This is a genomic window from Bacillus sp. ISL-46 (genome assembly GCF_018613205.1).
Genome location: NZ_JAGGQR010000038.1, coordinates 107,949 through 133,269 on the forward strand (window position 1 = coordinate 107,949; position 25,321 = coordinate 133,269).

At 37.7% G+C, this 25,321-nt stretch carries 21 protein-coding genes and 1 pseudogene; 15 read left to right on the forward strand and 7 right to left on the reverse strand.

The features are described from left to right. Positions 1-9 precede the first annotated feature (9 nt). Positions 10-1,230, reverse strand: coding sequence for an ATP-grasp domain-containing protein (locus J7E67_RS18325; RefSeq protein WP_214732557.1), 1,221 nt, complete (start codon positions 1,228-1,230; stop codon positions 10-12). 200 nt (positions 1,231-1,430) lie between these two features. Here J7E67_RS18325 and J7E67_RS18330 point away from each other — a divergent pair, with 200 nt between their 5' ends. Beyond that, entirely contained in the window at positions 1,431-1,994 is a 564-nt protein-coding gene (locus J7E67_RS18330) for a GNAT family protein (protein WP_214717495.1), read from the forward strand. A gap of 206 nt (positions 1,995-2,200) precedes the next feature. Continuing rightward, positions 2,201-2,764 (forward strand): LOG family protein, encoded by a 564-nt coding sequence (locus J7E67_RS18335; RefSeq protein WP_214732558.1) that lies wholly within the window; start codon positions 2,201-2,203, stop codon positions 2,762-2,764. A gap of 41 nt (positions 2,765-2,805) precedes the next feature. Here J7E67_RS18335 and J7E67_RS18340 read toward each other — a convergent pair whose 3' ends face one another. Further along, positions 2,806-3,969: a Gfo/Idh/MocA family protein gene (locus J7E67_RS18340; protein ID WP_214717490.1), complete on the reverse strand. Its 1,164-nt coding sequence runs from the start codon at positions 3,967-3,969 to the stop codon at positions 2,806-2,808. A 295-nt stretch (positions 3,970-4,264) separates the two neighbouring features. Here J7E67_RS18340 and J7E67_RS18345 point away from each other — a divergent pair, with 295 nt between their 5' ends. Beyond that, entirely contained in the window at positions 4,265-5,041 is a 777-nt protein-coding gene (locus J7E67_RS18345) for an IclR family transcriptional regulator (RefSeq protein ID WP_214717489.1), read from the forward strand. A gap of 185 nt (positions 5,042-5,226) precedes the next feature. Here J7E67_RS18345 and J7E67_RS18350 read toward each other — a convergent pair. After that, positions 5,227-6,080 (reverse strand): annotated as a pseudogene (locus J7E67_RS18350) (MIP/aquaporin family protein). 116 nt (positions 6,081-6,196) lie between these two features. Next, entirely contained in the window at positions 6,197-6,907 is a 711-nt protein-coding gene (locus J7E67_RS18355; RefSeq protein WP_214713679.1) for a GntR family transcriptional regulator, read from the reverse strand. A 202-nt stretch (positions 6,908-7,109) separates the two neighbouring features. Between J7E67_RS18355 and J7E67_RS18360 the strand changes: the two genes are divergently transcribed. The 8 genes from J7E67_RS18360 to J7E67_RS18395 all read left to right on the forward strand — a co-directional run bounded on the left by J7E67_RS18360 (position 7,110) and on the right by J7E67_RS18395 (position 17,245). Then, positions 7,110-8,999 (forward strand): beta-glucoside-specific PTS transporter subunit IIABC, encoded by a 1,890-nt coding sequence (locus J7E67_RS18360; protein WP_214713677.1) that lies wholly within the window; start codon positions 7,110-7,112, stop codon positions 8,997-8,999. A gap of 13 nt (positions 9,000-9,012) precedes the next feature. Next, complete coding sequence (gene bglA / locus J7E67_RS18365) at positions 9,013-10,452, forward strand: 6-phospho-beta-glucosidase (protein ID WP_214713675.1); 1,440 nt, start codon at positions 9,013-9,015, stop codon at positions 10,450-10,452. A 401-nt stretch (positions 10,453-10,853) separates the two neighbouring features. After that, positions 10,854-11,801, forward strand: coding sequence for a sugar phosphate isomerase/epimerase family protein (locus tag J7E67_RS18370; protein WP_214713673.1), 948 nt, complete (start codon positions 10,854-10,856; stop codon positions 11,799-11,801). Between the two features lie 90 nt (positions 11,802-11,891). Continuing rightward, positions 11,892-12,968, forward strand: a complete 1,077-nt coding sequence (locus tag J7E67_RS18375) for a sugar ABC transporter substrate-binding protein (protein ID WP_214713671.1) — start codon at positions 11,892-11,894, stop codon at positions 12,966-12,968. 65 nt (positions 12,969-13,033) lie between these two features. After that, complete coding sequence (locus J7E67_RS18380; protein WP_251026851.1) at positions 13,034-14,548, forward strand: sugar ABC transporter ATP-binding protein; 1,515 nt, start codon at positions 13,034-13,036, stop codon at positions 14,546-14,548. Continuing rightward, entirely contained in the window at positions 14,541-15,548 is a 1,008-nt protein-coding gene (locus J7E67_RS18385) for an ABC transporter permease (RefSeq protein ID WP_214713669.1), read from the forward strand. Before J7E67_RS18380 ends, J7E67_RS18385 begins: the two co-directional genes overlap by 8 nt. 2 nt (positions 15,549-15,550) lie before the next feature. Then, on the forward strand, positions 15,551-16,468 hold the full coding sequence (locus tag J7E67_RS18390) for a ribokinase (protein ID WP_214713667.1): 918 nt from the start codon (positions 15,551-15,553) through the stop codon (positions 16,466-16,468). Between the two features lie 36 nt (positions 16,469-16,504). Then, a complete protein-coding gene (locus J7E67_RS18395) occupies positions 16,505-17,245 on the forward strand; it encodes a DeoR/GlpR family DNA-binding transcription regulator (protein WP_214713665.1) in 741 nt (246 codons plus the stop codon). Between the two features lie 361 nt (positions 17,246-17,606). Here the strand turns inward: J7E67_RS18395 and J7E67_RS18400 are convergent, their stop codons facing one another. From J7E67_RS18400 to J7E67_RS18410, 3 genes are all read right to left on the reverse strand, one after another. Further along, positions 17,607-17,828: a DUF2535 family protein gene (locus tag J7E67_RS18400; protein ID WP_308160494.1), complete on the reverse strand. Its 222-nt coding sequence runs from the start codon at positions 17,826-17,828 to the stop codon at positions 17,607-17,609. 247 nt (positions 17,829-18,075) lie between these two features. Next, positions 18,076-19,203: a carboxynorspermidine decarboxylase gene (gene nspC, locus J7E67_RS18405; RefSeq protein WP_214713685.1), complete on the reverse strand. Its 1,128-nt coding sequence runs from the start codon at positions 19,201-19,203 to the stop codon at positions 18,076-18,078. A 1-nt stretch (position 19,204) separates the two neighbouring features. Further along, entirely contained in the window at positions 19,205-20,443 is a 1,239-nt protein-coding gene (locus tag J7E67_RS18410; RefSeq protein WP_214713660.1) for a saccharopine dehydrogenase family protein, read from the reverse strand. A 1,253-nt stretch (positions 20,444-21,696) separates the two neighbouring features. On the opposite strand from J7E67_RS18410, the gene J7E67_RS18415 reads away from it, so the two are divergent. The 4 genes from J7E67_RS18415 (at position 21,697) to J7E67_RS18430 (ending at position 25,302) form a co-directional block, all read left to right on the forward strand. Then, complete coding sequence (locus J7E67_RS18415; protein ID WP_214713658.1) at positions 21,697-22,470, forward strand: IclR family transcriptional regulator; 774 nt, start codon at positions 21,697-21,699, stop codon at positions 22,468-22,470. A 16-nt stretch (positions 22,471-22,486) separates the two neighbouring features. Further along, a complete protein-coding gene (locus J7E67_RS18420; RefSeq protein ID WP_214713656.1) occupies positions 22,487-23,260 on the forward strand; it encodes an SDR family NAD(P)-dependent oxidoreductase in 774 nt (257 codons plus the stop codon). 24 nt (positions 23,261-23,284) lie between these two features. Next, a complete protein-coding gene (locus J7E67_RS18425) occupies positions 23,285-24,226 on the forward strand; it encodes a fumarylacetoacetate hydrolase family protein (protein ID WP_214713654.1) in 942 nt (313 codons plus the stop codon). A gap of 68 nt (positions 24,227-24,294) precedes the next feature. Continuing rightward, positions 24,295-25,302: a C4-dicarboxylate TRAP transporter substrate-binding protein gene (locus J7E67_RS18430; protein WP_214713652.1), complete on the forward strand. Its 1,008-nt coding sequence runs from the start codon at positions 24,295-24,297 to the stop codon at positions 25,300-25,302. Positions 25,303-25,321 lie beyond the last annotated feature (19 nt).

Sequence of the window (25,321 nt, forward strand, 5' to 3'; positions counted from 1 at the left end):
CTTCCCCCCTTAAAGGTAAAAATCATATTTTTCATATTGTTTCATGAGTGTTCTCATGACTTCACTGTCATTGCCGGAGAAAAAAATCGTCCCATAATGGTTCCCAAAGCCCACTCGTTCTGCCACTTTGGAGGTGACAGGAATGAACATATCATGTCTTTCAAAATAAGGATGGTTTTTGAGCTCCTCTGGCATATTCAGTCTTTCAATGATTTTTACGTTTGGGTAAACCATCAAGCTGCCGGCATATCCCTTTGCAGATACCACTTCCTCAGGGAAAAAGGCCTCAAGTTCTTCTTCGGTTGTATCAGGGTCGCTACAAAGCACCTGTGCTTGAAACGCACTGAAGCCGTATGCCTTTTCGATCAATTCAAAAATATGACCACCAGGAACACGTGCAGCCACCTCGCCGAAATTCAATGTTCCATCCGGGGCAATAAAATATTCAGGGTGTATCACTCCATATTTGATTTCAAAGGCGTCGACAAGCTTCTCGATTGCTTCCTTGATCTGCGGCCGCCATTCTTCAAGGGAAGGGGAAGCAGGCACGAAGTTCGAGTGACCTAGCTTTACGTATTCGGTTATATTTAGAAATCTTACCTTGCCATCATGGATAAAGGCCTCACAGGAGAATTCCTGACCATCTAGGTGACTTTCCATCAGAAGGGGAAATTCTGACTCGGAAATTTGTTCAATGTCTTGTCGGTCCCGAATCAACCGGTGGCCAACGGTTCCTGCCTTATTAAATGGTTTTACATGAATAGGGTCATTCATATCTCCATCCAGTTTGATTAATGCTTCATTTACTCTATTTAAGAAACGATAGATATCATCTTTGTTTTCAGCTTCTGCAAATACACCCACACGGATGCCTGCCATTTGTGCTTTACGCTTCATCAATCCCTTGTCTCTCAATAAAAGAGATTTTTGGAAAATGCGCGTGTTATTCTGTAGCCTAGCATTCAAGGCACCCGCCCATTCAACGGTTTCCTCGTAGATTGGTACAGCTACTTTTGTATTAAGATCCTTTAATTTTTCATAGAGATCATCAGACCGTTCATCTAAATTGTCGAATACCCATGGGATAAACTGGATGTCATGGGTGTCAGCAAACCCTTGAAATTCAGGGGGACCAACAACCACATAGGGTCGATTCATTTTGTCAATCGCTTCGATTGCGTGCAGGCTCCAGCCAAGCAATGCTGTTATTTTTCCCTTGTTTTTTTTCATCTGCAAAACTCTCCCTATTTTTGAAATATGTAAAAGATCATAACAGCCCTATTTTAGCAAAAAATATTATTGTAATTTTCAGATTTACAATAATAGTACAAATGTTTAAAACTGTCTTAACAAAATATTTACATTGATTAACTAAAATAAGGTAGACATCATGTTGTCATATTCAAATATTCGGGCAAAGGGGTATGTTAATGAGCGACTGGTATAGTAGATTGACTGATTATTTTCCAGAAAAAGAAATGAAATCCAAAAAGCATTTTGAAATCCTTTTTCACGAAAAACAAGGAATCTATCAATTAGAGGAAAGTACAGATTATGTAATAGTCTACTTCGAAATGTCTGATTGTATCTTCATAGATTATATACTAGTGACCCGAAACAACCGTGGAAATGGGAGAGGAAGTAAGATCCTTGACCAGCTAAAACGAAAGGGAAAAACGATCATACTGGAGGTTGAACCAGTTACTATTCTAGATCCCGACTCGGATAAAAGAATAAGATTTTATGAAAAGAATTCTTTCTTAAAGATGAATTCCATTCGTTATGAAAGAATCCATATGGTCACAAATGAGTTGAATAAAATGGACATTTTTTGCTGGACACCAGTACATAGAACGGAAGAATGGGTGTATGACCGAATGAAAGCTATATATGATGATGTACATGCTTTTAAAGCAAGTGAACTGTATGGGCGCAATCCCCAGCCTGTATCAGATGTCCTTTGGATAAGAGAATTAACATATAGTAAAGCTTAGTTGAAAATTGTTATAAAAGTCACTAGAGTCAGTCACACACTACGTTATTGTGTTGGGGACTGGCCCTTTTTTATTGGTGAAAGAGCCAGTAAGTTAAGGGGTGGGATAAAACTCTCTCTATTTTTATCGTCTAAAGTAAGGGTTAATAATATTCAAGTTCCAGTGTGAATAAATTATAATAGATAGAAAAATAGGGAGGCAGGATCATGCAACGATTAGCAGTCTTTTGCGGTTCAAGTTTCGGTGCTTCAGAGGCTTATAGAACAGGAGCTATTCAACTAGGAAAAGAGTTAGCTAAACGGGACATTACATTAGTATACGGCGGTTCAAGTAATGGGTTGATGGGTGCGGTTGCAGATACAGAATTAAATGAAGGCGGTCATGCGATTGGTGTGATCCCTAGAGTGTTGGAGGAACGTGAACTATCTCATAAAGGATTAACCGAGTTAATTAAGGTTGAAACCATGCACGAGAGAAAAGCGAAAATGGCTGATATGTCTGATGGATATGTGGTCTTGCCTGGTGGAACCGGTACACATGAAGAGTTTTTTGAAATGTTCACTTGGGGTCAGATTGGCTTGCACCAAAAGCCTTGTGGTCTTCTAAATATTAATCATTACTATGACCCATTGATTAGCCTGTTTGACCATATGATCGAACAAAGATTCCTCCAAGAGAAATTCCGTTCGATGGCAATTATTGCAGAACAACCAGACGTATTATTAGATAAATTTTTAGAATATATACCTCCGACGATAAAAACCTACTGAGAAAAGGCGAACAGTAACAGGTACTGTTCTCCTTGTAGTACTTAATGTGTCCCAGAAACATTTAAGGTAGTGTTGGTGACGGAGGTTTTCTTAAATGTGGAAGTGTTGATTTTTTCTTGTAATTTTTCATAATAAAGGTCTGGGTTGACTGGTAATTCTACCATTTCGTTTAACCAAGAAGATAAGTAAATGGCATTTGAAATTTCCAGCGCCTTTATTCCGACCTCACCTGGTGCCAATAACGATGAACCTGTTACAATCGAATCGATCCAATTTTGAACAATCATTGAATGATTCGCATTTTCAGACTTTACTAGAATTTCGACTTTCTGCCATTCAGGCTTACCGAATCCGCCTGTATACGAAGCATTAAATTCACGTTCTGATTGTGTTAATCGGTAAAAAGTAAGTTCTTCATTTTCAACAATGATTTGCCCGCGATCTCCAGCAACTTCGAAGCGATTCGACCCGGGAGCTTCTCCAGTTGAAGTAATAAATACACCTGTTGCCCCATTTTCATACTCCAAAAATGCGGTTACATCATCTTCTACTTCAATATCATGATACTTTCCTATTCTGCACATGGCACGAATGCTCTTTGGCAGTAACCCTGTTGTCCACTGGCAAATATCTAAATGGTGAAGTGCCTGATTCAATAGAACACCGCCACCTTCGCCTTTCCATGTGGCTCTCCATTTACCTGAATCGTAATAGCTTTGTGGACGGTAAATATCCGTAACAATCCAGTTGATCCGTTTGATATCGCCAAGTTCACCTGAGTGAATAAGGTCCCGTAATTTTTGATAAAGCGGATTGGCCCTTTGGTTATACATGATGCCAAACACTTTTCCACTAGATTTCGATGCCTCATTCATTTCTAGCACATCTTTTGTATAGACGCCTGCTGGTTTTTCAATGAGGACATGTATTCCTTTAGCAAAGGCTTTTTTGGCGAGTTCTGGATGACTGTAATGCGGTGTGGCAATAAGAACGGCATCAATTCCTGATTCATTAAAAAAAGTCTCTTCATCCTGGAAAATTTGCACATTTCCTTTTGTACTGTTTTTCACCCACTCGATTCGACTTTCATTCCTACTGCAAATCGCCGTTAAAGCTGCCCCTTTGATTTGTCCTTGATCCAGCATTTGAACATGGGAACTGCCCATATTTCCTATTCCAATCACGCCAACCTTAACTAAACCCATTTCTATCCCTCATCTTTTATGGAATTCTTTTTTTAATATGAAAATCCGAGAATTTATTCAAGAACGTTCTTTATATAGTATTAATGATAAAATAATTAACCACATCATGATACAGATGTATCATTTTTCTTAACTATAGTATAATGAATAGTAAAATCATATGTCAATCACAAACTTTTCCCATAATTTTCTTAGTGATTCTTTAAAACATATCTATTCCACGATCCAATATACAAAAACAAGTCAAATTTCAGTTATAATAGATGGGATATATTTGAGGAAGGAGTTCATACTTTTGAACAACGATAAACAGGATCAAACGAAAATATCTACTGTTCAGGTGATCTCTCGTGCGGCTAATATTCTAAGGGCACTTAAAGATCATCCCAAAGGATTAAGCCTGTCGAAAATTGCCAAAGAAGTGGGCCTGGCTAGATCTACGGTTCAAAGAATTGTTGCTACACTAGAACAGGAAAAGTTTGTGGCAGCAGTTTCCTCTGACGAAGGATTCCGTCTAGGGACCGAGATTGCGATGCTTGGGGCTGCTGTCCAGAGTGATTTAAGGGAAGAAGTTAGACCATTTTTAATACAATTATCGAGCCAAGTCAATGAAACGGTGGACTTGTCCGTATTAGATAACGGGAAGGTGCTTTTCGTGGATCAAATTATCGCTCCGCATCCATTACAAGCGACTTCACAACCCGGTGCGTCCTTTCCATTACATTGCACGGCCAACGGAAAGGCCATACTAGCCTCCTTACCTATAGCTGAGGTTGAGAGATTGTTACCGGAGAACCTGCCGCAGTACAATGACCATACGCTTACAAGCCGGTATGAATTGTTAAAGGAATTAGAAGTGGTTCGTAAAGAGGGGGTTGCTTTTGCCAAGGAAGAACACATACAAGGAATTTGTGCTGTGGGCGCAGTTATTTCTGATCAAATGGGGAATTTAAGGGCAATTTCGATTCCGCTCCCATCTACTCGTTTTTATGGCAATGAAGAGAAGCTAGCGGATGCTCTTCTTCAAACTTGTCGAACGATTAACCAGCACTTTAATAACAAAGGAAAATAATGATGACCTTAAGCAAAACAATAAAATAAGCTAGACAAGATATATCATAATGACATATCTTGTCTAGCTTACCTTTTTTGTCTAGAATGCTAAAGTATTCTAGTCCGTTTCACAAATGACGGTGAAATTAATATAAAAAAGAAAGCCAGTGTTTTACACCGACTTTTTTTAACTTCGTTCTTCAGTTAACTCATCCCGTTAGTCACTATAGGATGTTGTTCAGTTTTTATTTTTTTCTTTATAATCTTTTGTTTTTTCATTCCAGAAAGATATGAAAAAATTAATACAAGCGTTGTTAATCCTAACGTAATTAACAATTCAAAGGTCATTTTTCCATAAAACACACTATTGTAAAAAAATCCACCCATGCATCCGCCCAGTATCGGGCCTGCTACTGGTATCCATGCATATCGCCAATTTGAATGACCTTTACCTGGGATGGGTAAAAGACAATGCATGATTCTTGGCCCTAAATCACAGCTGGATTAAGCGCAGCACCGGTTGAGCCGCCTAAAGATAACCCGAGAGTAATAATTAAAAACCCGACGGCTATGGGATGGAGACCTTCTGTAAACTTGTTGGCACCAATCGATAGAATCCCAAGTACGAGAATAAAAGTGGCTAATATCTCACTTAAAATATTAGAAAACGTATGCTGAATAGCAGGACTTGTCGCAAAAACACCCAGTATGGCGTTTGGATCCTTTGTTTCTTTCCAATGAGGAAAAAATTGCAAGAAGACTCCTGTTGAACCAATCATTGTTCCTATAAACTGAGCGATTATGTAGTCTGGTACCTGCTCCCAGGGGAAAGTTCCTGAAAATGCAAAGACTAAGGTTATCACTGGATTTAAATGGGCCCCGCTATATTTTCCAACCGTAAAAATGGCCAAAGTTACCGCCAGCCCCCACGCAAATTGAATTGCAAACCAACCTGCATTATGAGCAAAAGACTTTTTTAACGCGGTGCCAGCACATACACTCCCGCCTAAAAAGATTAAAATGGCCGTACCAACGACTTCTCCCCAAAAGGCTGTCATGTCTATCCTCCATTCTGAACCATGGTGAACCGCGGGGATGGTTCTGATGGCTTTTTAGTGGTTGAGTTAACCATAATTCAGCCATGAGAACCGTCCCCTTGGCACCCCCTTGGCACCTATAATAAATGACTAGTTGCTTGGATGAAGAACTGAGATTGTTGATAGTTATAAGTGACTTTGGAGAAGTCAAAGGGCTGGCCATTCGTTAAATGAAAAATCGTTTCAACGTAGAGTTTTGGTGATCCAATCTCTAAACCTAAATACGCTGCTTCTTCCTCATTCAATTTATCTACATGAAGGAATATATCTGAAAAACCGACCTTTAATCCTAACCCTTCCCTAATGTAATTAAATATCGATTCTGAAACAATTTCCTCATTCAAATACGTAACGATGGATTTATTATAGTAGGATTCTTCGAAGCATAAGGTTTGCCCGTTAATATACCGAACTCTTTTTACATAATAGACATCGTTATCGAGCGTAAGGTTTAAATTACCAGCCGCTTCTTGGGTTGGTTTTCTTAACTCTAATTCAATTACTTTTGAGGTTACATGGAAATCCTCTAGGTCCGATTTAAATCCTTGATTTGAAAGCAGACTAATATATCCTTTTCTCTTATGTCTTCTAACAAAAATTCCGCTCCCTCTGACTTGAAAGACGGCTCCTTTTTTCTCCAATAGCTCTAGAGATTTAGTAATCGTACTCTTGCTCACTTGGAATTGAGTCATTAAGGTTTCTAAAACTGGAAGCTTATCTCCTTGTTGAAGGGAATTATCTTCAATATATTTTTCTATTTCAAATGCGATTTGCTGGTACTTTAACATATTCATTCCTCATTAGTTAAATTTACTTGCTTCATTATTAGAATTATAGCATAAACCGAACAAAAATATTATATATTTATAATTTTATTATTTGGGTATTGATAAATTATACCGGTACAATTACAATGAATTATACCGGTACAATATTAATATGACCTTATAAATTTAAATGAAAGCGTATAATTAATTGAGGAGGATTCACATGTCGGGAAAAGTTAGAGATTACACGAAGCTCGCGAATGACATACTCGAAGCTGTCGGCGGAGAAGAGAATGTCATCGGGGCAACACGTTGTGCAACTAGACTAAGATTAGTGCTAAAGCGCTCTAATCCCAAAGCCAAAGAAAAGGTAGCTTCTATGCCTGGTGTCATCACGGTAGTAGAGAACAGCGGTCAATTTCAAGTGGTAATTGGACAGCACGTAGGGGAAGTCTTTGAGAAGTTTTCAAGTTTAGTAAATTTAGAAACATCCAGTGAAGAAAGCGAACAAAAAGGAACGATCTTAAACCGAATTATTGCGACGATGTCAGCGGTTTTTGCGCCGTTTATCTATATTCTAGCTGCAGCTGGTATTTTACAAGGTACGTTAATTTTAATTAATTTGGTGTTTGATAGTTTTGCAAAAACTGGTACCTACGAGGTTTTAAGTTTTATATCATGGGCACCATTTACTTTTTTACCGATTTTTATTGCGATTACAGCATCTAAACACTTTAAAGTAAACACATTTATAGCAGTGGCCTGTAGTGCTGCCTTAGTTAGTCCAACATGGGCAGAAATGGCCGCGAGAATTGCGGGTGGAGAAAGCATTACGTTCTTAGGGCTGGCGTTATCTAAGACTACGTATACATCTTCCGTGCTTCCGCCGCTCTTTTTAGTATGGATTTTGTCTTACCTTGAAAGATTTTTGAATAAGAGTATTAACGAAGTAATCAGACCTTTATTTGTTCCATTCTTTAGTATGTTAATTATGGTACCTTTAACGATTGGATTTATTGGTCCTATTACAACTATGGGAGCAAATGGAATTGCTGATGGTTATAATTTCTTAGCAGAAAATGCACCTGTGGTGGCGGGCGCCATTATTGGCGGGTTCTGGCAGGTAATCGTTATTTTTGGTGTGCATTGGGGAGTCACTCCAATGGTATTAGCGAATTTTGATTTATACGGCCGCGACTCCTTCCAGGCGTATCAAACAATCGCCGTTATCGCACAAGTGGGAGCAGTCCTTGGTGTTATTTTAAAAACAAAAAGCCAAGAAGTGCGGAAAGTCGGTATTTCAGCTGGTATCACTGGATTATTTGGTATTACAGAGCCAGCGATTTATGGGGTGACACTAAGATTTAAGAAACCGTTTATATTTGGTTGTATTTCAGGTGCAATTGGTGCCATAGTAGCAAGTTTCTTTAATGTTTATTACTTTGCCTATGCAGGGTTGCCAGGACCGCTAACCCTTGTAAATGGTATAAGTGCAGACTACCCAATGTCGTTTTGGGGAATTTTAATAGGTGTGGCAATTGCTATCATTCTTCCAATCGTTTTAATTCAAATTTTCGGATATGGTGAAGATAAAGCGGAAAAAGCAGGCAGTGAAAACGCACCAGAAGTGCAAGCACAACCGAATTTCCAACCAAATAGTGAAGAAGCAATCGCTGCTCCTTTTGTTGGTAAAGTTATGCCGCTTTCACAGGTTCCAGATGAAGTATTTAGCTCAGGTATGATGGGGAAAGGTGTAGCAATCGAGCCTGCAGGAAACAAATTATATGCTCCTTTTGATGGAACGGTTGTGATGATTGCACCTACCAAGCATGCGATCGGCTTGCGTTCAGAAACTGGTGTTGAAATGCTTATGCATATTGGTTTAGATACAGTCACATTAGATGGAAAACCTTTCACATTAAACGTACAAGATGGAGATAAAGTCAAACAAGGTGATTTACTCATCAAATTTGATAAAGAATTCATTCACGATAAAGGGCTAAAAACAATTACGCCTCTAATCATTACGAATACACATGCGTTTAAAGAAATTATTATCGAAAATATTAAAGAAATTACATTAGATCAGAAATTATTCACAGTAGTGAAATAAGGGGGAAATGGACATGGCAAAATTACCAAAGGATTTTCTATGGGGCGGCGCTTTAGCCGCTCACCAATTTGAAGGTGGATGGTATCAAGGCGGTAAAGGACCAAGTGTTGTTGATGTCTTGACAGCAGGAGCACATGGCGTACCAAGAAAAATAACAGAAACAGTCGAGGAGAATGAATTCTACCCGAATCATGAAGCCATTGATTTCTATCATAAGTATAGAGAAGATATCGCTTTATTTGCAGAAATGGGATTAAAGTGTTTAAGAACTTCCATCGGATGGAGCAGAATTTTTCCAAAAGGTGATGAAGTTGAACCGAACGAGGCAGGATTACAATTCTATGATGATGTATTTGATGAATTGCTCAAGTATGGAATTGAACCTGTCATTACCTTATCTCATTTCGAAATGCCGTTACATTTGGCAAGAGAATATGGCGGATTTAAAAATAGAAAAGTAGTAGACTTTTTTGCGAAATTCGCTGAGGTTTGCTTTAATCGTTATAAGGACAAAGTGAAATACTGGATGACTTTTAATGAAATTAATAACCAAATGGACGTGAATAATCCCCTGTTTTTATGGACAAATTCAGGTGTTACTGTAGAAGAAGGAGAAAATGCGAAAGAAGTCATGTACCAAGCAGGTCATCATGAATTAGTTGCAAGTGCTTTGGCTGTAGCAAAAGGAAAAGAAATTAACCCAGAGTTCCAAATTGGGGCCATGGTTTCGCATGTTCCGATTTATCCTTATTCATCCAACCCAGAAGATGTGATGCTAGCAGAGGAAGAAATGAGACAACGCTACTTCTTCGCTGATGTACATGTCCGCGGATCTTATCCAAGTTACGCTTTAAAAGAATTTGAAAGAGAAGGGTATAATATCAAGTTCGAAGATGGCGATGCAGAAATCTTAAAAAATGGGACGGTTGATTATTTAGGTTTCAGTTATTATATGTCTACCACCGTTAAAAGCGATGTGGTAAAGGATAACCTTGGAGATATCGTGAATGGCGGATTACCTAATGGTGTAGAAAATCCATATATTAAATCCAGCGACTGGGGTTGGGCGATTGATCCTACTGGACTCCGCTATACATTAAACCGTTTTTATGATCGCTACCAAATTCCATTATTTATCGTAGAAAATGGTTTTGGTGCGGTGGATATAGTAGAAGAAGATGGCTCCATCCATGACCCAGAAAGAATTCAATATCTAAAATCACATATTGAAGCATTAGAAAAAGCAGTAAATTACGATGGTGTTGATTTAATGGGATATACGCCATGGGGAATCATCGATATCGTGTCATTCACAACAGGTGAAATGAAAAAACGTTATGGTATGATTTATGTTGATCGTGATAATGAAGGTAATGGATCCATGAAGCGATATAAGAAAGATTCCTTTGATTGGTATAAAAAAGTAATCGAAACTAATGGCAAAGAATTATAATACCTCCTCTTAGTGTGAACAAAACCCGAATAATGGACTTCTATTAAAGAAGTCCATTATTCGGGTTTTTTGTGTGAATATTAAAATGATAGGTATCCCATTTTTTCAACGAACGGTTTAATAAATTTTATTAGACTGTTTTCTTCTCTAATTAAAACTTTAGTTAATAGGTTCATGACATGATTAATAATTGAAACTAGAACAATTAGACGTTTCAACCTATTAAATAAATAAAGTAAATTTGGTTATTTTTTTAAAATTATCGCGAAAAGGATGAAATGAATTGAAAAAATTTAAAAAATAATGAAAAAATATTAAAAAAAGTAGTTGAAAATGAAAAAATATGATGTTAAATTAAAGGAGAAGAAAAAATACTATGAAAAGTTAAGAGGAGGACAAAAATGAAAACGGCTACTAAACTTAAATTGGCTACCCGAATTAATTCCATTCTTCCAACAGTTAATAATGATATTCTTCTAGCGATAGAATCCATTTCAAAAATTGATGGAATAACAAGTGTTGATCTTAACTACCCAGAACATTTTGAAAATCATTCTTTACAAGCAATACAAACGACATTATCAAATGCGGGTTTAGAAGTGAATGGTTTGGCATTGCGTTTTAGAAGTCAGTTTATAAATGGGGAGTTAGGAAACAAAAACTCTAGCATTTCAATGGAAGCGTTTCAATTATGCTGTGAGGCAGCCGATATCTGCCGCAGTTTAGGGGGAAAGGTTTTAACTATTTGGTTAGGATATGACGGTTTTGATTATCCTTTTCAAGTAAACTATCAAGAAGCTTGGAATCAAGTTAAAGAATATTTTTGTAAACTTGCTGACTATGCACCAGATTTGAGGATTAGTATTGAATATAAACCTTTTCAGCCAAGGGCTTATTCACTAATCGATAGTGTCGGGCTTTCCTTGTTGATGGTAAACGAAATTGGACGACCTAATGTCGGAGTAACGCTTGATTATTGTCATATGTTAATGAAACATGAGAATCCAGGATTTGGACTAACTCTTGTAGCGAAGCAAGACAAACTTTACGGAGTACATATCAACGATGGCTACGGTTTAAATGATGATGGTTTAATGGTGGGTACTTCTTCATTCTTGCAAACTTTAGAATTTATCTATTATTTAAAGAAATTCAAATATCAAGATGCTATCTATTTCGATACTTTTCCTGTTAGAGAAAACCCAATCGAAGAAATTAAACAGAATGTTAAATTAATAAATAAAATATTCTATCTCGTTGACCAAATTGGTCTAGAGAGAATCGAACAAATCATCGAGGAAAATGACGGCGTTGCTGCTACACAATTGCTATTGGAATGTTTGAAATAAATAACCCTATAAACTAGAAAAACAAAAAAGGTATTTGCCTAAAAATTTTTTATATGAATGAAAACGGTTACCTATTATAGGAGGGTTCACATGTTGAAAAAATTACCTGTTTTATTGTCAGTTGTTTCGTTATCTATTGGTCTTGCAGCATGTAGTAGTCAATCCAGCGGAAGTGCAGATAAAGCAAATGCAGGTTTTAACCCAGATGATGCAAAAGGAATTGAATTTAAAGAACTAAGAAGTAGTCTTGGAGATATTCCAAAACCTGAGGGCGATGTGAAGTTCGGAGCTGTTGCAAAAGCATTTGAAAATGAATATTGGAGAACCTTGAAGGAAGGGTATGAAGAAGGCGTAAAGAAACTTCAAGATAGGGGATACAAAGTATCCATCGATGTGAAGTCTGCACAAGGTGAAGGTGATGAACAGGGACAATTATCGATTGTTGAAGATATGGTAAACAAGAAATACACTGCCTTATTATTATCTCCAATATCCGATAGCAATCTTGTTCCAGGTGTCGAAGAGGCTAAAAAAGCAAAAATTCCTGTTTTTAATGTTAATGATGGACTAATCAGTGAGGCTCCAAATTATGTTGGTCCTAAAGCTATTCAAAATGGTGAATTGGCTGCTGAATGGATTGCGAATAAATTAAACAGTAAAGGTGAAGTTGCCATCGTCGTAGGGATGCCAAAAGCCTTTGCTGCAAGACAAAGAACAACCGGTTTTGAAAATTATATGAAAGAGAATGCACCAGATATTGAGATTGTTGCAAAACAGAATGCGGACTGGGATCGTGCAAAATCAAAGGATTTAGCCGAAACATGGATCAAAAAGTATCCAGATCTAAAAGCAATTTTCTGTAATAACGACACTATGGCGTTAGGTGTTCAAGAAGCGATTAATGATTCTGGCAAAGATATACTTGTTGTTGGTGTAGATGGTATTGGTGAAGCGTATGATTCAATCCGCAAAGGTGAATTGGACGCAACGATCGATTCATTCCCAAGATTTAAATCTCAAATTGCTATTGAAGCGACATTAAGAGCTTTAGGAGGACAAAAAGTACCACGCGTTGTATGGACTCCGCAAGCATTAATTGATAGCACCAATGTTGATAAACCTGCAGAGGAAATTATTCAATGGACAGAGCCACAGTTTGCTGAGTAGAAAATCAAATTATTAATACCAAAGTCGAATCATTTGATTCGACTTTGGTAATAAAGGGGAAACAAATGATGAAAAGAAGGTCTGAAAACATTATTAATTTTGAAAATATATCAAAAACTTTCCCTGGTGTTAAAGCCTTAAAAGGAGTTAATTTTAGCATTCAAAAAGGAGAAATACATGCACTTCTAGGGGAAAATGGGGCAGGAAAATCTACTTTATTAAATATTCTTCATGGAGTTTACGCTGAATACGAAGGTGTAGTTAAAATAGATCATGCTCCTGTTTCATTCAAAAATACGGATGATGCCATAAAGCAAGGAATCGCAAAAGTTCACCAGGAAGTAAATCTAATCCCACACATGACCATTGGACAAAATATTGCGCTTGGATATGAACCAAGAAAAGGGCCTTTTATTGATTTTAAAAAGATTCACAAAAAAGCAAACGAATTACTAGAAAAACTTAATTGTAAGTTTCGGAGTGAGGATCTTGCTTCGGAGCTAAGTACAGGTGAGATGCAGATGGTTCAAATAGCCAAAGCTTTGTACCATAATGCTAAAGTTATCTCCTTTGATGAACCAACTGCTTCATTAACGACTAATGAAACGGATGCTTTATTCAAAATTATCCATGAACTAAAAAATAATGGCATTACGATTCTTTATGTTAGTCATCGGCTTAATGAGATATTTGAAATTTGCGATCGGGCTACGGTTTTACGTGATGGAACATTTATTCAAACATTAGAAATTGCTGACATTACGAAAGAGGATTTAATCAGGTACATGGTTGGTCGTGATGTTGCTGCCTTTGCAGTCCGTACTAAACCATCCAATGTACGCGATGAGGTTGTTTTAGAGGTTGACAATTTATCGATAAATGGAGTGTATGAGCCAATTTCCTTTCATCTAAAAAAGGGGGAAATCCTAGGCTTTGCAGGACTAGTGGGTGCTAAAAGAACAGATGTTGTACGGACTATTTTTGGTGCTGATCAAAAAGATAGTGGAACAATCAAGATTAATGGTAAAACTGTTGAGATAAAATCACCAACCCATGCTCTTAAGTTTGGTATTGGATTAATCCCGGAGAACCGGAAAACGCAAGGATATATCAAAAATTTTGATAATGCAAAAAACACTGGTATTGCCAGTTTAGATAAATTTTTAAAGTATGGGTTTGTAAGCTACAAGAGGCTAAATGAAAATTGCGATAAATTTATGAAGGAAATCGATTTAAACCCGAAGGATCCTAACTATTTAACCAATGATTTAAGTGGTGGTAACCAGCAGAAAGTAATCTTATCAAAATGGCTTTCTTCTGATGCTGATATCTTAATTTTAGATGAACCCACAAAAGGTGTAGATGTGGGTGCGAAGGCTGAAATTTATCGGGTCCTGGAGGATTTAATCGAAAAGGGTAAATCCATTATCGTCGTATCTTCAGAATTACCCGAAATTATTGGATTGTGTGATCGAGTGGTAGTAATGAGGGAAGGTAAGAAAGTTACGGAACTTAAAAAAGATGAATTAAATGAAGAACGAATTCTTCAATATGCAATGGGGGTAAGCGGAAATGTTTAATTTAAAGGGTTTAAGTCGTGAATTTAGTATTGTCATTGCCTTAATCATTATGATGGTTATTTTTTCTATCATTGATCCAATCTATTTAAGCTATAACAATCTCATTGATATCGTTGATCAGAGCGTAATCAATGGATTGTTAGCAATCGGGATTACCTATGCGATTATTACCGCAGGTATTGACTTATCAATTGGTTCTATTTTCGCGATTGTCATTGTTGTGGTAGGAGATTTACTGGTTAGAGGGGTCAATCCCATTTTAGCGATAGTGGCCGGTGCAATCATTGGTTTCATCCTAGGTGCTATTAACGGTTTACTTATTACAAAACTAAAATTACAGCCTTTTATTGTTACGTTAGGAACGATGAGTGGATATCGAGGGTTAGCTTATATTATAACTGGGGGATGGCCAGTATTAAATATTCCTAGTGATTATAGAACCTTCCTAGACGGAGATCTCTTTGGAAGTATCCCAGTTTCTGTCATCCTATTATTTGCGTTTGCGATTGTCAGTCATATTATCTTAAAGTATACCAAGTTTGGAACTTATATATATGCACTTGGCGGGAATGAAGAAGCTACTAGACTATCAGGAGTTAATGTAACTAGAATAAAAATATACACATATGCTTTTTGTGGTGTTGCTGCTGCACTTTCTGGAATGATCTTATTAGCTCGTTTAGGAAGTGGAGAACCAACAGCGGGACAATCCTATGAATTAAATGCAATTGCTGCTGCTGCCATTGGTGGAGCTAGTTTAGCAGGTGGTAAAGGGAACATTTTAGGAACACTTCTTGGTGCTTTGCTTTTGTCTGCACTAAAGGTGGGACTAGTAGTAGTAGGTGTCGATGCATTTTGGCAATATATAGCTACCGGTGCTATTATTGTAGTAGCTGCATATTTTGAGGTGATTCAAGAAAAACTTCAAAAGTTAAATCGTAAGAATTCACATTTGAAAACTAATATAAAAAATAGTCTTTCTGAAAAGGTTGGTAGCTAATCATGAGTGGAGGATTTGTAACGGTTGTTGGCAGTTTGAATTTCGATATCATTTTTAAACAAAAGAAATTACCTGCCATTGGTGAAACCTACTCAGCAGATAATATTTCTTTTTGCAGCGGTGGAAAAGGAGCAAACCAAGCCGTTCAATGTGCTAAATTGGGCTTGAAAACCTACATGGTTGGAAAAATAGGTAATGATTATTTTGGAGAGGTTCTAAAACAAAATCTTACCAAATATGGTGTTGATACTACTTGTCTAACAACGGTCCCAACCAATACAGGAATAGGGGTTGTAAACGCAATAGAAGATGGAAGTTTAGTTGCAACTATTGCTAAAGGGGCAAATTACTCCTTAACCCAAACTGATATTGACCATGCTGAAAATGTGATTGCGGAAAGTAAAGTCGTCATTCTACAATTAGAAGTTCCGATTGAAGTTGTGGAATATACGATAAAAAAGGCAAAAAAATATAACTGTTACGTGATTTTAAATGGAGCTCCTGCTAGTGAGATTTCCGAAGAGGCATTAAAGATGGTTGATTGTTTTGTGGTAAATGAGTCAGAAGCAAGTTACTATGCAGGAAAAGAGGTCTCAAGTTACCAGGAGGCTGAAAAAGTATGTGAACTACTTCATGCTAAAGTAGGGCAGCACTTAATCATAACCCTTGGAGCAGAAGGAAGTCTAATCTTTAATGGTACGGAAAAGCTTTATATCCCACCTAATAAAGTAAAAGTGGTCGAAACAACTGGTGCAGGGGATTCCTATATAGGGGCTTTTGCCTATGGGAAGATTAATGGAATGGATCTTCGCGAAGCGGGTAATTTCGCTTCGAAAGTTAGTTCATTAACGGTTTTAAACATCGGCGGACAGGATGCTATGCCTACCTTAGATGAAGTGAAAAGCAGTTCAGTTGTATAGTTAATATTTCGAATAATAAAAAATGGGGCTTGGAGTATGATACCTTATGTACGGCAAAAAAAAATTGTAGAAGAACTAGGAAAGAAGGAAATTGTATTTTTAGAAGACTTAGTCGGGCTTTTTTCCGAAGTATCAGAGTCGACGATTAGGCGAGATCTAAAAATGCTCGAGGAAGAAGGACAAATCCAAACTCTTAGGGGCGGAGGAGTGAAGTTAAAAAGTAGTTCCTACGATATCCCAGTGGTAGAAAAGAAAGAAATGTACAAGGAAGAAAAAGAACGGATTGCTAGATTTGCTGCATCATTAGTTAAGGATAATGAAGTGGTTTATATCGATTCAGGTACGACCTGTTTGCAAATGATTAAATATCTAAAAGATAAAACCATTACAGTTATAACTTCTAATATACAAGTTATTTATGAGTTAGATAGTCCTACCATAAATTGTATTGTTCTTGGTGGAGAAGTAAATAAAACACTAGACTCTATTTCAGGACCATTGACAGAATTGACTTTAAAAAATCTATATTTTGACAAGGCATTCTTGGGAACATCAGGGTTTAGCGTGGAAAATGGGATAAATACACCTGATTTTAGAGAAGCGAATAAAAAAGCAATTGTAAAAGAAAAATCAAAAGAATGCTATGTATTAGCTGACAATTCAAAAAGTGATAAAAACACATTATGTAAGGCATTCGAATTAGATGAATGCATCATAATAACCGATAAGTCTTCCATGTTATTAGAAAATCATGCAAAGTATTTTATTGCAGATTAATTACCACTCTAGGGGTTGAGAATAGTGGAATTGGACTCAATGGTGGAATAATTGGTTATATTGAGGACAAAGAGAATACAGTTTGTGAGTGTATAAGGAAGTCATAATGCATAAAAAGAGATTGGTTTCAAAATGAAACCGGTCTCTTTTTAAACTGCTTTTTAAAATCGTGTCTGAAAGCGGGCTTCATTCGGACAAGGAAAGGAGAAAAAACCTGATCTTGTCCGAATGTATCCGGTCTATAGCGATGGTCACAAAACCTTTCAAGCCAAAAGAGATTAAAATCAATTGCTTGTACATCCAACTTATTCCATTCATAAATACTGCTTTTTGTATTAATCTTTCAATCACTAAATGAAAATTAAGCGTTATTTTTAAACTCTTTTAAAGAAAATAAATCGTTGAAATCAGACCAACTCATTTTTCGTTTCAAATATTCGCGAAAAGAGAAGCAGCTTTTTTCTTGGGGATTATTATAAAGAAACGAAATAAACTTTTGTAAACGAACTTGGATCATAAAATAATAACAATTATTTTGATCTAATACAGGGATTTCAATGACTTTTATTTTCTGGCAAACCACATTTTTGAACTCTAGGCTCTTACATAACAAAATATCATCTTCTTTTTACCGTTTTTTTTATATTATAACGTATTATCTCCGCAAAACTATTTAAATATTAAATGTTCAAAAATAATTCAGATTATTTTTATCGAAAAAAACCAGACTCTTATTTTAGAATCTGGTTTTTTCCATAGATATTCAGATAAGGGAAGCAACATCTTCGAAAACGTACTTCCCATCACAAATCATCATTTCTACTATTATTTTAAGCTAGTCGCATCTTAAAATCTTGATAGCCAAATTCACGCACGACACGACAATCTCCATCTTTATCTTGAATAGCGATGGCCGGTAAGGGCATGCCGTTAAAAGTGGTGTTTTTGACCATCGTATAAATCGCCATATCACCGAAAACTAAGCGGTCGCCGCTCTTTAATGGCTGATCAAAAGAATAATCTCCGATGACATCGCCTGTCAGGCAGGTTTGCCCGCCAAGTCGATAGGTAAATGGCTTCTCGCCAGCTTCCCCTGATCCAAAAAGCGGGGGACGATAAGGCATTTCCAATACATCAGGCATATGGCAGGTGGCAGACGTGTCAAGAATCGCAATCTCCAATTCGTTTTGATGGAGATCAAGAACAGACGTTATCAAGTAACCTGCATTGAGAGCAATCGCTTCTCCCGGCTCAAGATAGACTTCTAAACCATAGTTATCTTGCATTCTCTTAATACACGCTTCTAATCTTGGAATATCATAATCTTCTCTTGTAATATGATGACCGCCGCCAAAGTTGATCCATTCCATTTGCGGGAGCCATTCACCAAACTTTTCTTCCACTGCATGAAGAGTGGTTTCTAAGTCGTCCGAGTTTTGCTGACAAAGAGTGTGAAAATGCAGACCTGAAACGCCATCAAGCAAATCGGGACGAAAATGCTTTTTTGTTACACCAAACCTAGAACCCGGTGAACATGGGTCATAGATGGCATGCCCAATTTGTGTGGAGCATTCAGGATTGATGCGCAAGCCTACTTTACAACCAGCTTGAAGAGCTTTATCTTTAAATTTTTCCAGCTGTGAGAAGGAATTAAAGATAATATGGTCGGAAATGGATACAATTTCATCGATTTCATCCTCACGATAGGCAGGGGCAAAGACATGATTCTCTTTGCCCATTTCCTCGTAACCTAGACGTGCCTCGTACAAGCCGCTTGCGGTTGTGCCACTTAAATACTTTCCAATGAGAGGATACATGGTTGTCATAGAAAATGCTTTTTGCGCCAAAACAATCTTAGCTCCTGTCCGTTCCATGACTCCGTTCAGGATCTTTAGATTTTTTTCGACAAGACCTTCATCGACTACATAACAGGGTGTTGGTAATTCCTCAAACCGCATCTTAACGAACAAGCTCCGGCTCTTTTACCTTAATAGGCTCAGAATCTACTAGCTCTGGATATAAGTCTTCTTGCCATGGAAGTCCCCATTTGTTTAATGCGTCCATGAATGGATCTGGATCAAATTCTTCAATATTGAATACACCTGGTTTGTTCCATTTACCAGTCATCAGCATCATCGCACCGATCATCGCAGGAACACCTGTTGTATAAGAAATGGCTTGAGAACCGACTTCTTTATAGCATTCTTGGTGGTCACAAACATTGTAAACGTAATAAGATTTCTCTTTTCCGTCCTTTTTACCTCTAAAGATACAGCCGATGTTTGTTTTACCAACTGTACGAGGTCCAAGTGAAGCTGGATCTGGTAGCATAGCCTTCAAGAATTGAAGTGGAATGATTTGTTTTCCTTCATATTCAATGGGCTCAATGGAAGTCATGCCAACATTCTCAAGACATTTTAGGTGAGTAATGTAGCTTTGGCCAAATGTCATGAAGAAACGGATCCGCTTAATGCCTGGGATGTTTACAGCAAGAGATTCAAGTTCTTCATGGTAAAGCAAGTACATATCTTTCTCGCCAACTTCAGGGAAGTTATAGACGCGTTTGATTTCCATTGGCTCGGTTTCGATCCACTCACCGTTTTCCCAATATCTTCCGTTAGCAGAAACCTCGCGGATATTGATTTCCGGATTGAAATTAGTCGCGAAAGGATAGCCATGATCCCCGCCATTACAGTCAAGGATGTCGATGTACTCGATTTCATCAAAGTGATGTTTAAGCGCATGGGCAGAGAATACGCCTGTTACACCAGGGTCAAAGCCGCTTCCTAAAAGAGCCGTAATACCAGCCTTTTCAAACCGTTCGCGATAGTCCCATTGCCATTTGTATTCAAATTTCGCCGTATCTTCTGGCTCATAGTTTGCTGTATCCATATAGTTTGTTTTTGTAGCCAGACAAGCATCCATGATCGTTAAATCCTGATACGGTAATGCTAAGTTCATCACGATATCTGGTTTTACTTCTTCAATTAAAGCAATCAACTCATCAACATTGTTTGCATCAACCTGTGCAGTTGTAATTTTCGTTTTGCCGCCATCTAGTTTGGCTTTTAAGTCATCACATTTGGACTTTGTCCGACTTGCGATACAAATCTCTTCAAATACCTCACTGTTTTGAACACATTTATGGATGGCTACTGATGCCACTCCACCACAACCAATAATAAGCGCTTTTCCCATTTTCTTATCTCCTAACTTAATAGACTTTTGACCGTGCAAAGAGGAGTTCTATAACAATATTTCAATGGTCTGAACGATAATAATTATTGTCATAACCCCTAAAAAAAACTGTTGAAACGCAACAAAAAAAGCAAGTGCAAAGCGCATAATCGCGCACAACACTTGCTTTCGATATAATCATCAATATTAAAAAAGCATAAGTATACCGTAATGAAAATCATATGTATACTTTCACCATAAAGGTCCGAGGACATTTGTAAGGAAGCTCTATAATATTCAAAATATATCATAATAGGATCAGAGTCTATATAGCAAATAATCACTTTTACCACTCTTATTGACCGTTTCACAAGTTGTGTGCATATGCACTGGTTGTAAAGTAACCAACTTATAAAATTTGAGCTTTTAACTCAATCAATAAGGCAACTAAAGTTGCCATTCGGCATTTGACCCGGCTGTCCGTATGGCCTTAACTTCCTTGAGGAAGTGGTCAAAAGTTATCTGCTTGGAAAGATCCCGACATATTGAATATTCGCTTTCCAAATTACGCACTTTTTATATTATCAGCATCTAAAATAAATAGCAATAAGAAAAATGAAAAAAATTGTCGGAACTCCCCAGAACTCCCCATGGTCATCTTATCGACAATCTATCAAACTTCGTGGCGTGACTAAGCACGGAAGCTAAGAATTTGCACATAAAAGAACCATCCCCATGGTCTCCAATGGACCTGGGCTGACTGGGGTTACCTTATGAGTTTAACTTATTACTCGCTTAATCAAGTATTCTATTATTTGCCTTAGCAAGCTCTACGAAAAAGGTGAGGATGTGGAAAGAGATTTAGCTATTGATGAGCAGTGGTACAGAAAAGCTGCGGATTACGTGGATACAAAAGCACAAGAAATTATTGTTCTAATTGGACGTTGTTCATTAAAGGACTAGTTATTATTTTAAATATTAAAGATTAATAATTACCTTGTATGAATGGTTAAAAGAAAAATCTATAATTTTTTTTTGGTGCCTGACACCCGATGAGTTAATACATTGGGTGTCAGGCACTTTTTTTGAGAGGTATTGAAATTATTCGGAAAATTTAAAATACGCTACTTGCGTAGTGAAAACCTCCATGATATATTAAATGTATAGAAAATATAAAACTTGGTTTATCCTAATAAACCAAGTATATTTTTTAGATTAATTATAAAACTGGGTTTACTATAATAAACCGACGGAATTGAAAGGATCTTGGTGACATGGAGAAAAAGTATTGGGTTCCAGCAATTGAACGTGTCGATAACATAGTAGATATGATTGCTCACCACCCGGAAAAATATCGATTGATTGATATCGCTAATGAATTAAACATTAATAAAAGTTCGATGTTTTCCCTATTAAATACTTTGGAGATATTAAATTGGGTGAAGAAAGAGAAGGATGGTACATATTCCCTTGGAACAAGACTAGGAATGCTTTCCCCTTTGTATTTTAAACAGTTTGATTTTATTGAAACGTTTAATTTGACAGCGCTTCCAACGCTTGAGAGGTTGGATGAAACCCTTCAGCTTTCCATACTGGATGGTACGGAAATTGTGTACCTTGCAAAAAAAGTGGGATCATCTCCCGTGAGTATTACCACCAACCCAGGAATGAGATACCCAGCCCATGCCACAGCTATGGGAAAGGTTCAGCTTTCCCAATTTACGTACGAGGAATTTAAAGGATTATATCCGGAAGATTCCCTGAAACCGAAGACACAATATACGGTTAGAAATTTAGCCGAGCTATGGGAACAAATTATGAGTGTCAAGGAAAATGGGTTTTTTATGGAATACCAAGAGGCTGTGGAGAATTTTTATTGTGTCGCCGCTCCGATTATAAATCATGAAAACAGAATAATTGCTTCCGTTAGTGCGACGGTGCCGATTTCTAAGTGGGACGAGAAAAAGGAGAAAGCTCAGGCAGAAATTATAAATTTAGCAAAAGAAATTTCTTTAAGAGCTGGATTTGTGGCTTCAATTAAATTTTGATGAAAGAGGGAGCGGAGTGAGATTAAAAAATAAAGTAATTTTAATTACCGGAGCTGGTTCAGGGATTGGCAAAGCGACCGCTATTGTTTTTGCGAAAGAAGGCGCCTATGTAATCGTGAATGATTTATCGAGTAATGCAGGAAATGAGACTGTGGAGGAAATCATCGAATCAGGTGGTGAAGCAGCATTTATTCAAGCAGATGTAACAAATGCCACGGATGTAGAACGAATGATTAGTCAGGTGGTGGAAGACAAAGGCAGGATCGATGTTCTGTTTAATAATGCTGGGATATCCGGTGTTGGGGCAGTGCATGAAACAAGTGAGGAATTATGGGATCGGGTGGTAAATGTCAACATAAAAGGCGTCTTCTTGCCATGTAAGTATGCGCTGCCGCACATGATGCAGCAGCAAGGGGGTACCATCATTAACATGTCCTCTTGTATTGCTGAAATTGGCCTAGCGCGCAGAGCCTCTTACTCTGCAACAAAAGGAGCCATTCTCTCATTATCAAAATCGATGCAGGTCGATTATGCCCCTTACAACATTAGAGTGAACGCTCTTTTACCAGGGACAATCCTTACTCCTTTTGTTGAAGACTTTTTGAAAAACTCTTATGACGATTATGAAGAAGGATTAAATGGCATTAGAAAAAGACAGCTAAGTGGAGATTTAGGTCGTCCGGATGATGTGGCAAAAGCAGCTCTATTCCTTGCATCGGATGAATCGAAGTTTATGATGGGTTCCCCACTGTATATTGATGGTGGCGTGACATTTGGAAAAAATGCTTAATACCAATATGGGAAGGTGATCAATATGAAACTAGTAAATTATAAAGTTAGTTCGAATGATGAATCTAAATTTGGTGTGAAAACAGATGCGGGTATAGTAGATATTGTCAAAGCGTGGGAAACAGCTAATGAACCTCATAAAATTCCTCTTTCTTTAGAACAGTGGTTACATACAGATGAAGACTCTAAAGAAATTTTTCAACATTTTGTCAATTCTAACAAAGATAACAGTGATTTCTTGCTCCAGGAAAATCAGATTGAATATGGGCCATGTGTACCTAAAAGTGCAAAAATCATTTGTGTGGGCCTAAATTATCGAAAGCATGCGGAAGAATCGAAAATGGAACCGCCTAAAACCCCTGTACTATTTAACAAGTATGGCAATTCCCTTGCAGGACATGGCCAAAAAGTGGAGATTCCCGCCGATGCAAAGCAAGTTGATTTTGAAGCAGAACTTGGAATCGTGATTGGAAAAGAAGCCAAAGGGGTGCCGAAGGAAAGTGCGTTAGATTATGTGGCGGGTTATTGCAATGCTAATGATTTATCGGCAAGAGATCTTCAATTCCGCACGAATCAATGGCTTTTAGGAAAAGCTTGTGATGGTTTTTGTCCGGTTGGACCTTATCTTGTGACTGCAGATGAAGTCGGCGACCCAAATCGACTGAAAATAGAAACGATTGTTAATGGAAAGGTTAGACAATCTTCCAATACAGCTGACATGATTTTTTATTGCGATGAGATTATTAGTTATATTTCTACCTATATAACGCTGGAGCCAGGTGATCTGATTATCACTGGAACACCAGAAGGAGTAATACTGGGTCTCCCGCAACATGAACAGGATTGGCTGACAGATGGAGATGAAGTAACGATTAAGATTGAGAAGCTTGGTGTGTTAACAAACCAGCTGACCTTTCCGTTAGTAAAAACCGAAGAGCAAAAGCAATCAGTCACCAAGCAGAATTAAATGTTCAATTACCGAACAAATGTAAGGGGTTACAATGGAAAACTATTATTTCATTAGGGGGAGAAAAGATGAAAAAAAGGGGTTCAGTAATTCTATTAGTCTTATGTTTGTGTATTTCGATGGTATTAGCAGGGTGTGGGAAATCTAAAACTGCCTCAAAGGAGAAGGATGTCTATACCGTTAAAATCGGCTATGAAAATCAGCCTGGTGAGCCGCTAGATTTAGCTGCGCAGGAATGGAAGAGGCTTGCTGAGGAAAAAAGTAAGGGGAAAATTAAAGTGGAGCTTTATCCTAGTTCCCAGCTTGGTTCAAAGCAGGATGTTATTGAACAGATGAAAACAGGCGCCAATATTATTCATATTGCCGATGCCAGCTTTTTAATGGACTACGTTCCAGATATAGGAGTCCTTTCTGCACCATATTTAACTGACAGCTATGAGGATTTGTTTAAAGTAACGGACAGCGATTGGTTTAAAGGCTTAGAAAAGGATTTACAAAAAGAAGGCATCCATATCGTCACGACAAAATGGATATATGGCGACCGTCAATTAATCACGACGAAACCAGTGAAGGAACCGAAGGATTTAAAAGGGCTTAAAGTACGTGTCCCGAGTAATCCGTTAGCGATTAAAATCATGGAGAAAATGGGGGCAACGGCTACTCCGCTGCCACTTGGAGAGGTTTATCCATCTATCGCTCAGGGTGTTATAGATGGAATGGAAAACCCGCTTCCTGTTATCCTTGGGTCCAAAGTTTACGAGAAAGCGAAATTCCTTTCTTTAACAGCACATACGAATATGATTATCCAGTGGATCGCCGGTCAGTCTTATATGGAATCACTGCCTGATGATGTCGCGAAAGTGTTGAAGGAAACTGGAGATGAATCTGGTAAGTTTATGGAGAAAAAAGTGAAAGAATCAGAGGTATCTGTACTGAAGGACTTAAAAGATGCTGGGGTAGAAATTGTTGAGCCGGACAAAGCAGCCTTCAAAGAAGCTACTAAGGCTGTATATAAAGAAATGGATGAGTGGAGCCCTGGATTGTACGATAAGATTCAAAAGATTATTAAAGAATAATAGGGTGTGTGGGATGGAA

What these genes read in the sequence shown, in the direction of transcription:
- J7E67_RS18325 (WP_214732557.1), bottom strand. Translation starts at nt 1,230, where the DNA reads ATGAAAAAAAACAAGGGAAAAATAACAGCATTGCTTGGCTGGAGCCTG.
- J7E67_RS18330 (WP_214717495.1), top strand. Translation starts at nt 1,431, where the DNA reads ATGAGCGACTGGTATAGTAGATTGACTGATTATTTTCCAGAAAAAGAA.
- J7E67_RS18335 (WP_214732558.1), top strand. Translation starts at nt 2,201, where the DNA reads ATGCAACGATTAGCAGTCTTTTGCGGTTCAAGTTTCGGTGCTTCAGAG.
- J7E67_RS18340 (WP_214717490.1), bottom strand. Translation starts at nt 3,969, where the DNA reads ATGGGTTTAGTTAAGGTTGGCGTGATTGGAATAGGAAATATGGGCAGT.
- J7E67_RS18355 (WP_214713679.1), bottom strand. Translation starts at nt 6,907, where the DNA reads ATGTTAAAGTACCAGCAAATCGCATTTGAAATAGAAAAATATATTGAA.
- J7E67_RS18360 (WP_214713677.1), top strand. Translation starts at nt 7,110, where the DNA reads ATGTCGGGAAAAGTTAGAGATTACACGAAGCTCGCGAATGACATACTC.
- bglA (WP_214713675.1), top strand. Translation starts at nt 9,013, where the DNA reads ATGGCAAAATTACCAAAGGATTTTCTATGGGGCGGCGCTTTAGCCGCT.
- J7E67_RS18370 (WP_214713673.1), top strand. Translation starts at nt 10,854, where the DNA reads ATGAAAACGGCTACTAAACTTAAATTGGCTACCCGAATTAATTCCATT.
- J7E67_RS18375 (WP_214713671.1), top strand. Translation starts at nt 11,892, where the DNA reads ATGTTGAAAAAATTACCTGTTTTATTGTCAGTTGTTTCGTTATCTATT.
- J7E67_RS18380 (WP_251026851.1), top strand. Translation starts at nt 13,034, where the DNA reads ATGATGAAAAGAAGGTCTGAAAACATTATTAATTTTGAAAATATATCA.
- J7E67_RS18385 (WP_214713669.1), top strand. Translation starts at nt 14,541, where the DNA reads ATGTTTAATTTAAAGGGTTTAAGTCGTGAATTTAGTATTGTCATTGCC.
- J7E67_RS18390 (WP_214713667.1), top strand. Translation starts at nt 15,551, where the DNA reads ATGAGTGGAGGATTTGTAACGGTTGTTGGCAGTTTGAATTTCGATATC.
- J7E67_RS18395 (WP_214713665.1), top strand. Translation starts at nt 16,505, where the DNA reads ATGATACCTTATGTACGGCAAAAAAAAATTGTAGAAGAACTAGGAAAG.
- nspC (WP_214713685.1), bottom strand. Translation starts at nt 19,203, where the DNA reads ATGCGGTTTGAGGAATTACCAACACCCTGTTATGTAGTCGATGAAGGT.
- J7E67_RS18410 (WP_214713660.1), bottom strand. Translation starts at nt 20,443, where the DNA reads ATGGGAAAAGCGCTTATTATTGGTTGTGGTGGAGTGGCATCAGTAGCC.
- J7E67_RS18415 (WP_214713658.1), top strand. Translation starts at nt 21,697, where the DNA reads ATGGAGAAAAAGTATTGGGTTCCAGCAATTGAACGTGTCGATAACATA.
- J7E67_RS18425 (WP_214713654.1), top strand. Translation starts at nt 23,285, where the DNA reads ATGAAACTAGTAAATTATAAAGTTAGTTCGAATGATGAATCTAAATTT.
- J7E67_RS18430 (WP_214713652.1), top strand. Translation starts at nt 24,295, where the DNA reads ATGAAAAAAAGGGGTTCAGTAATTCTATTAGTCTTATGTTTGTGTATT.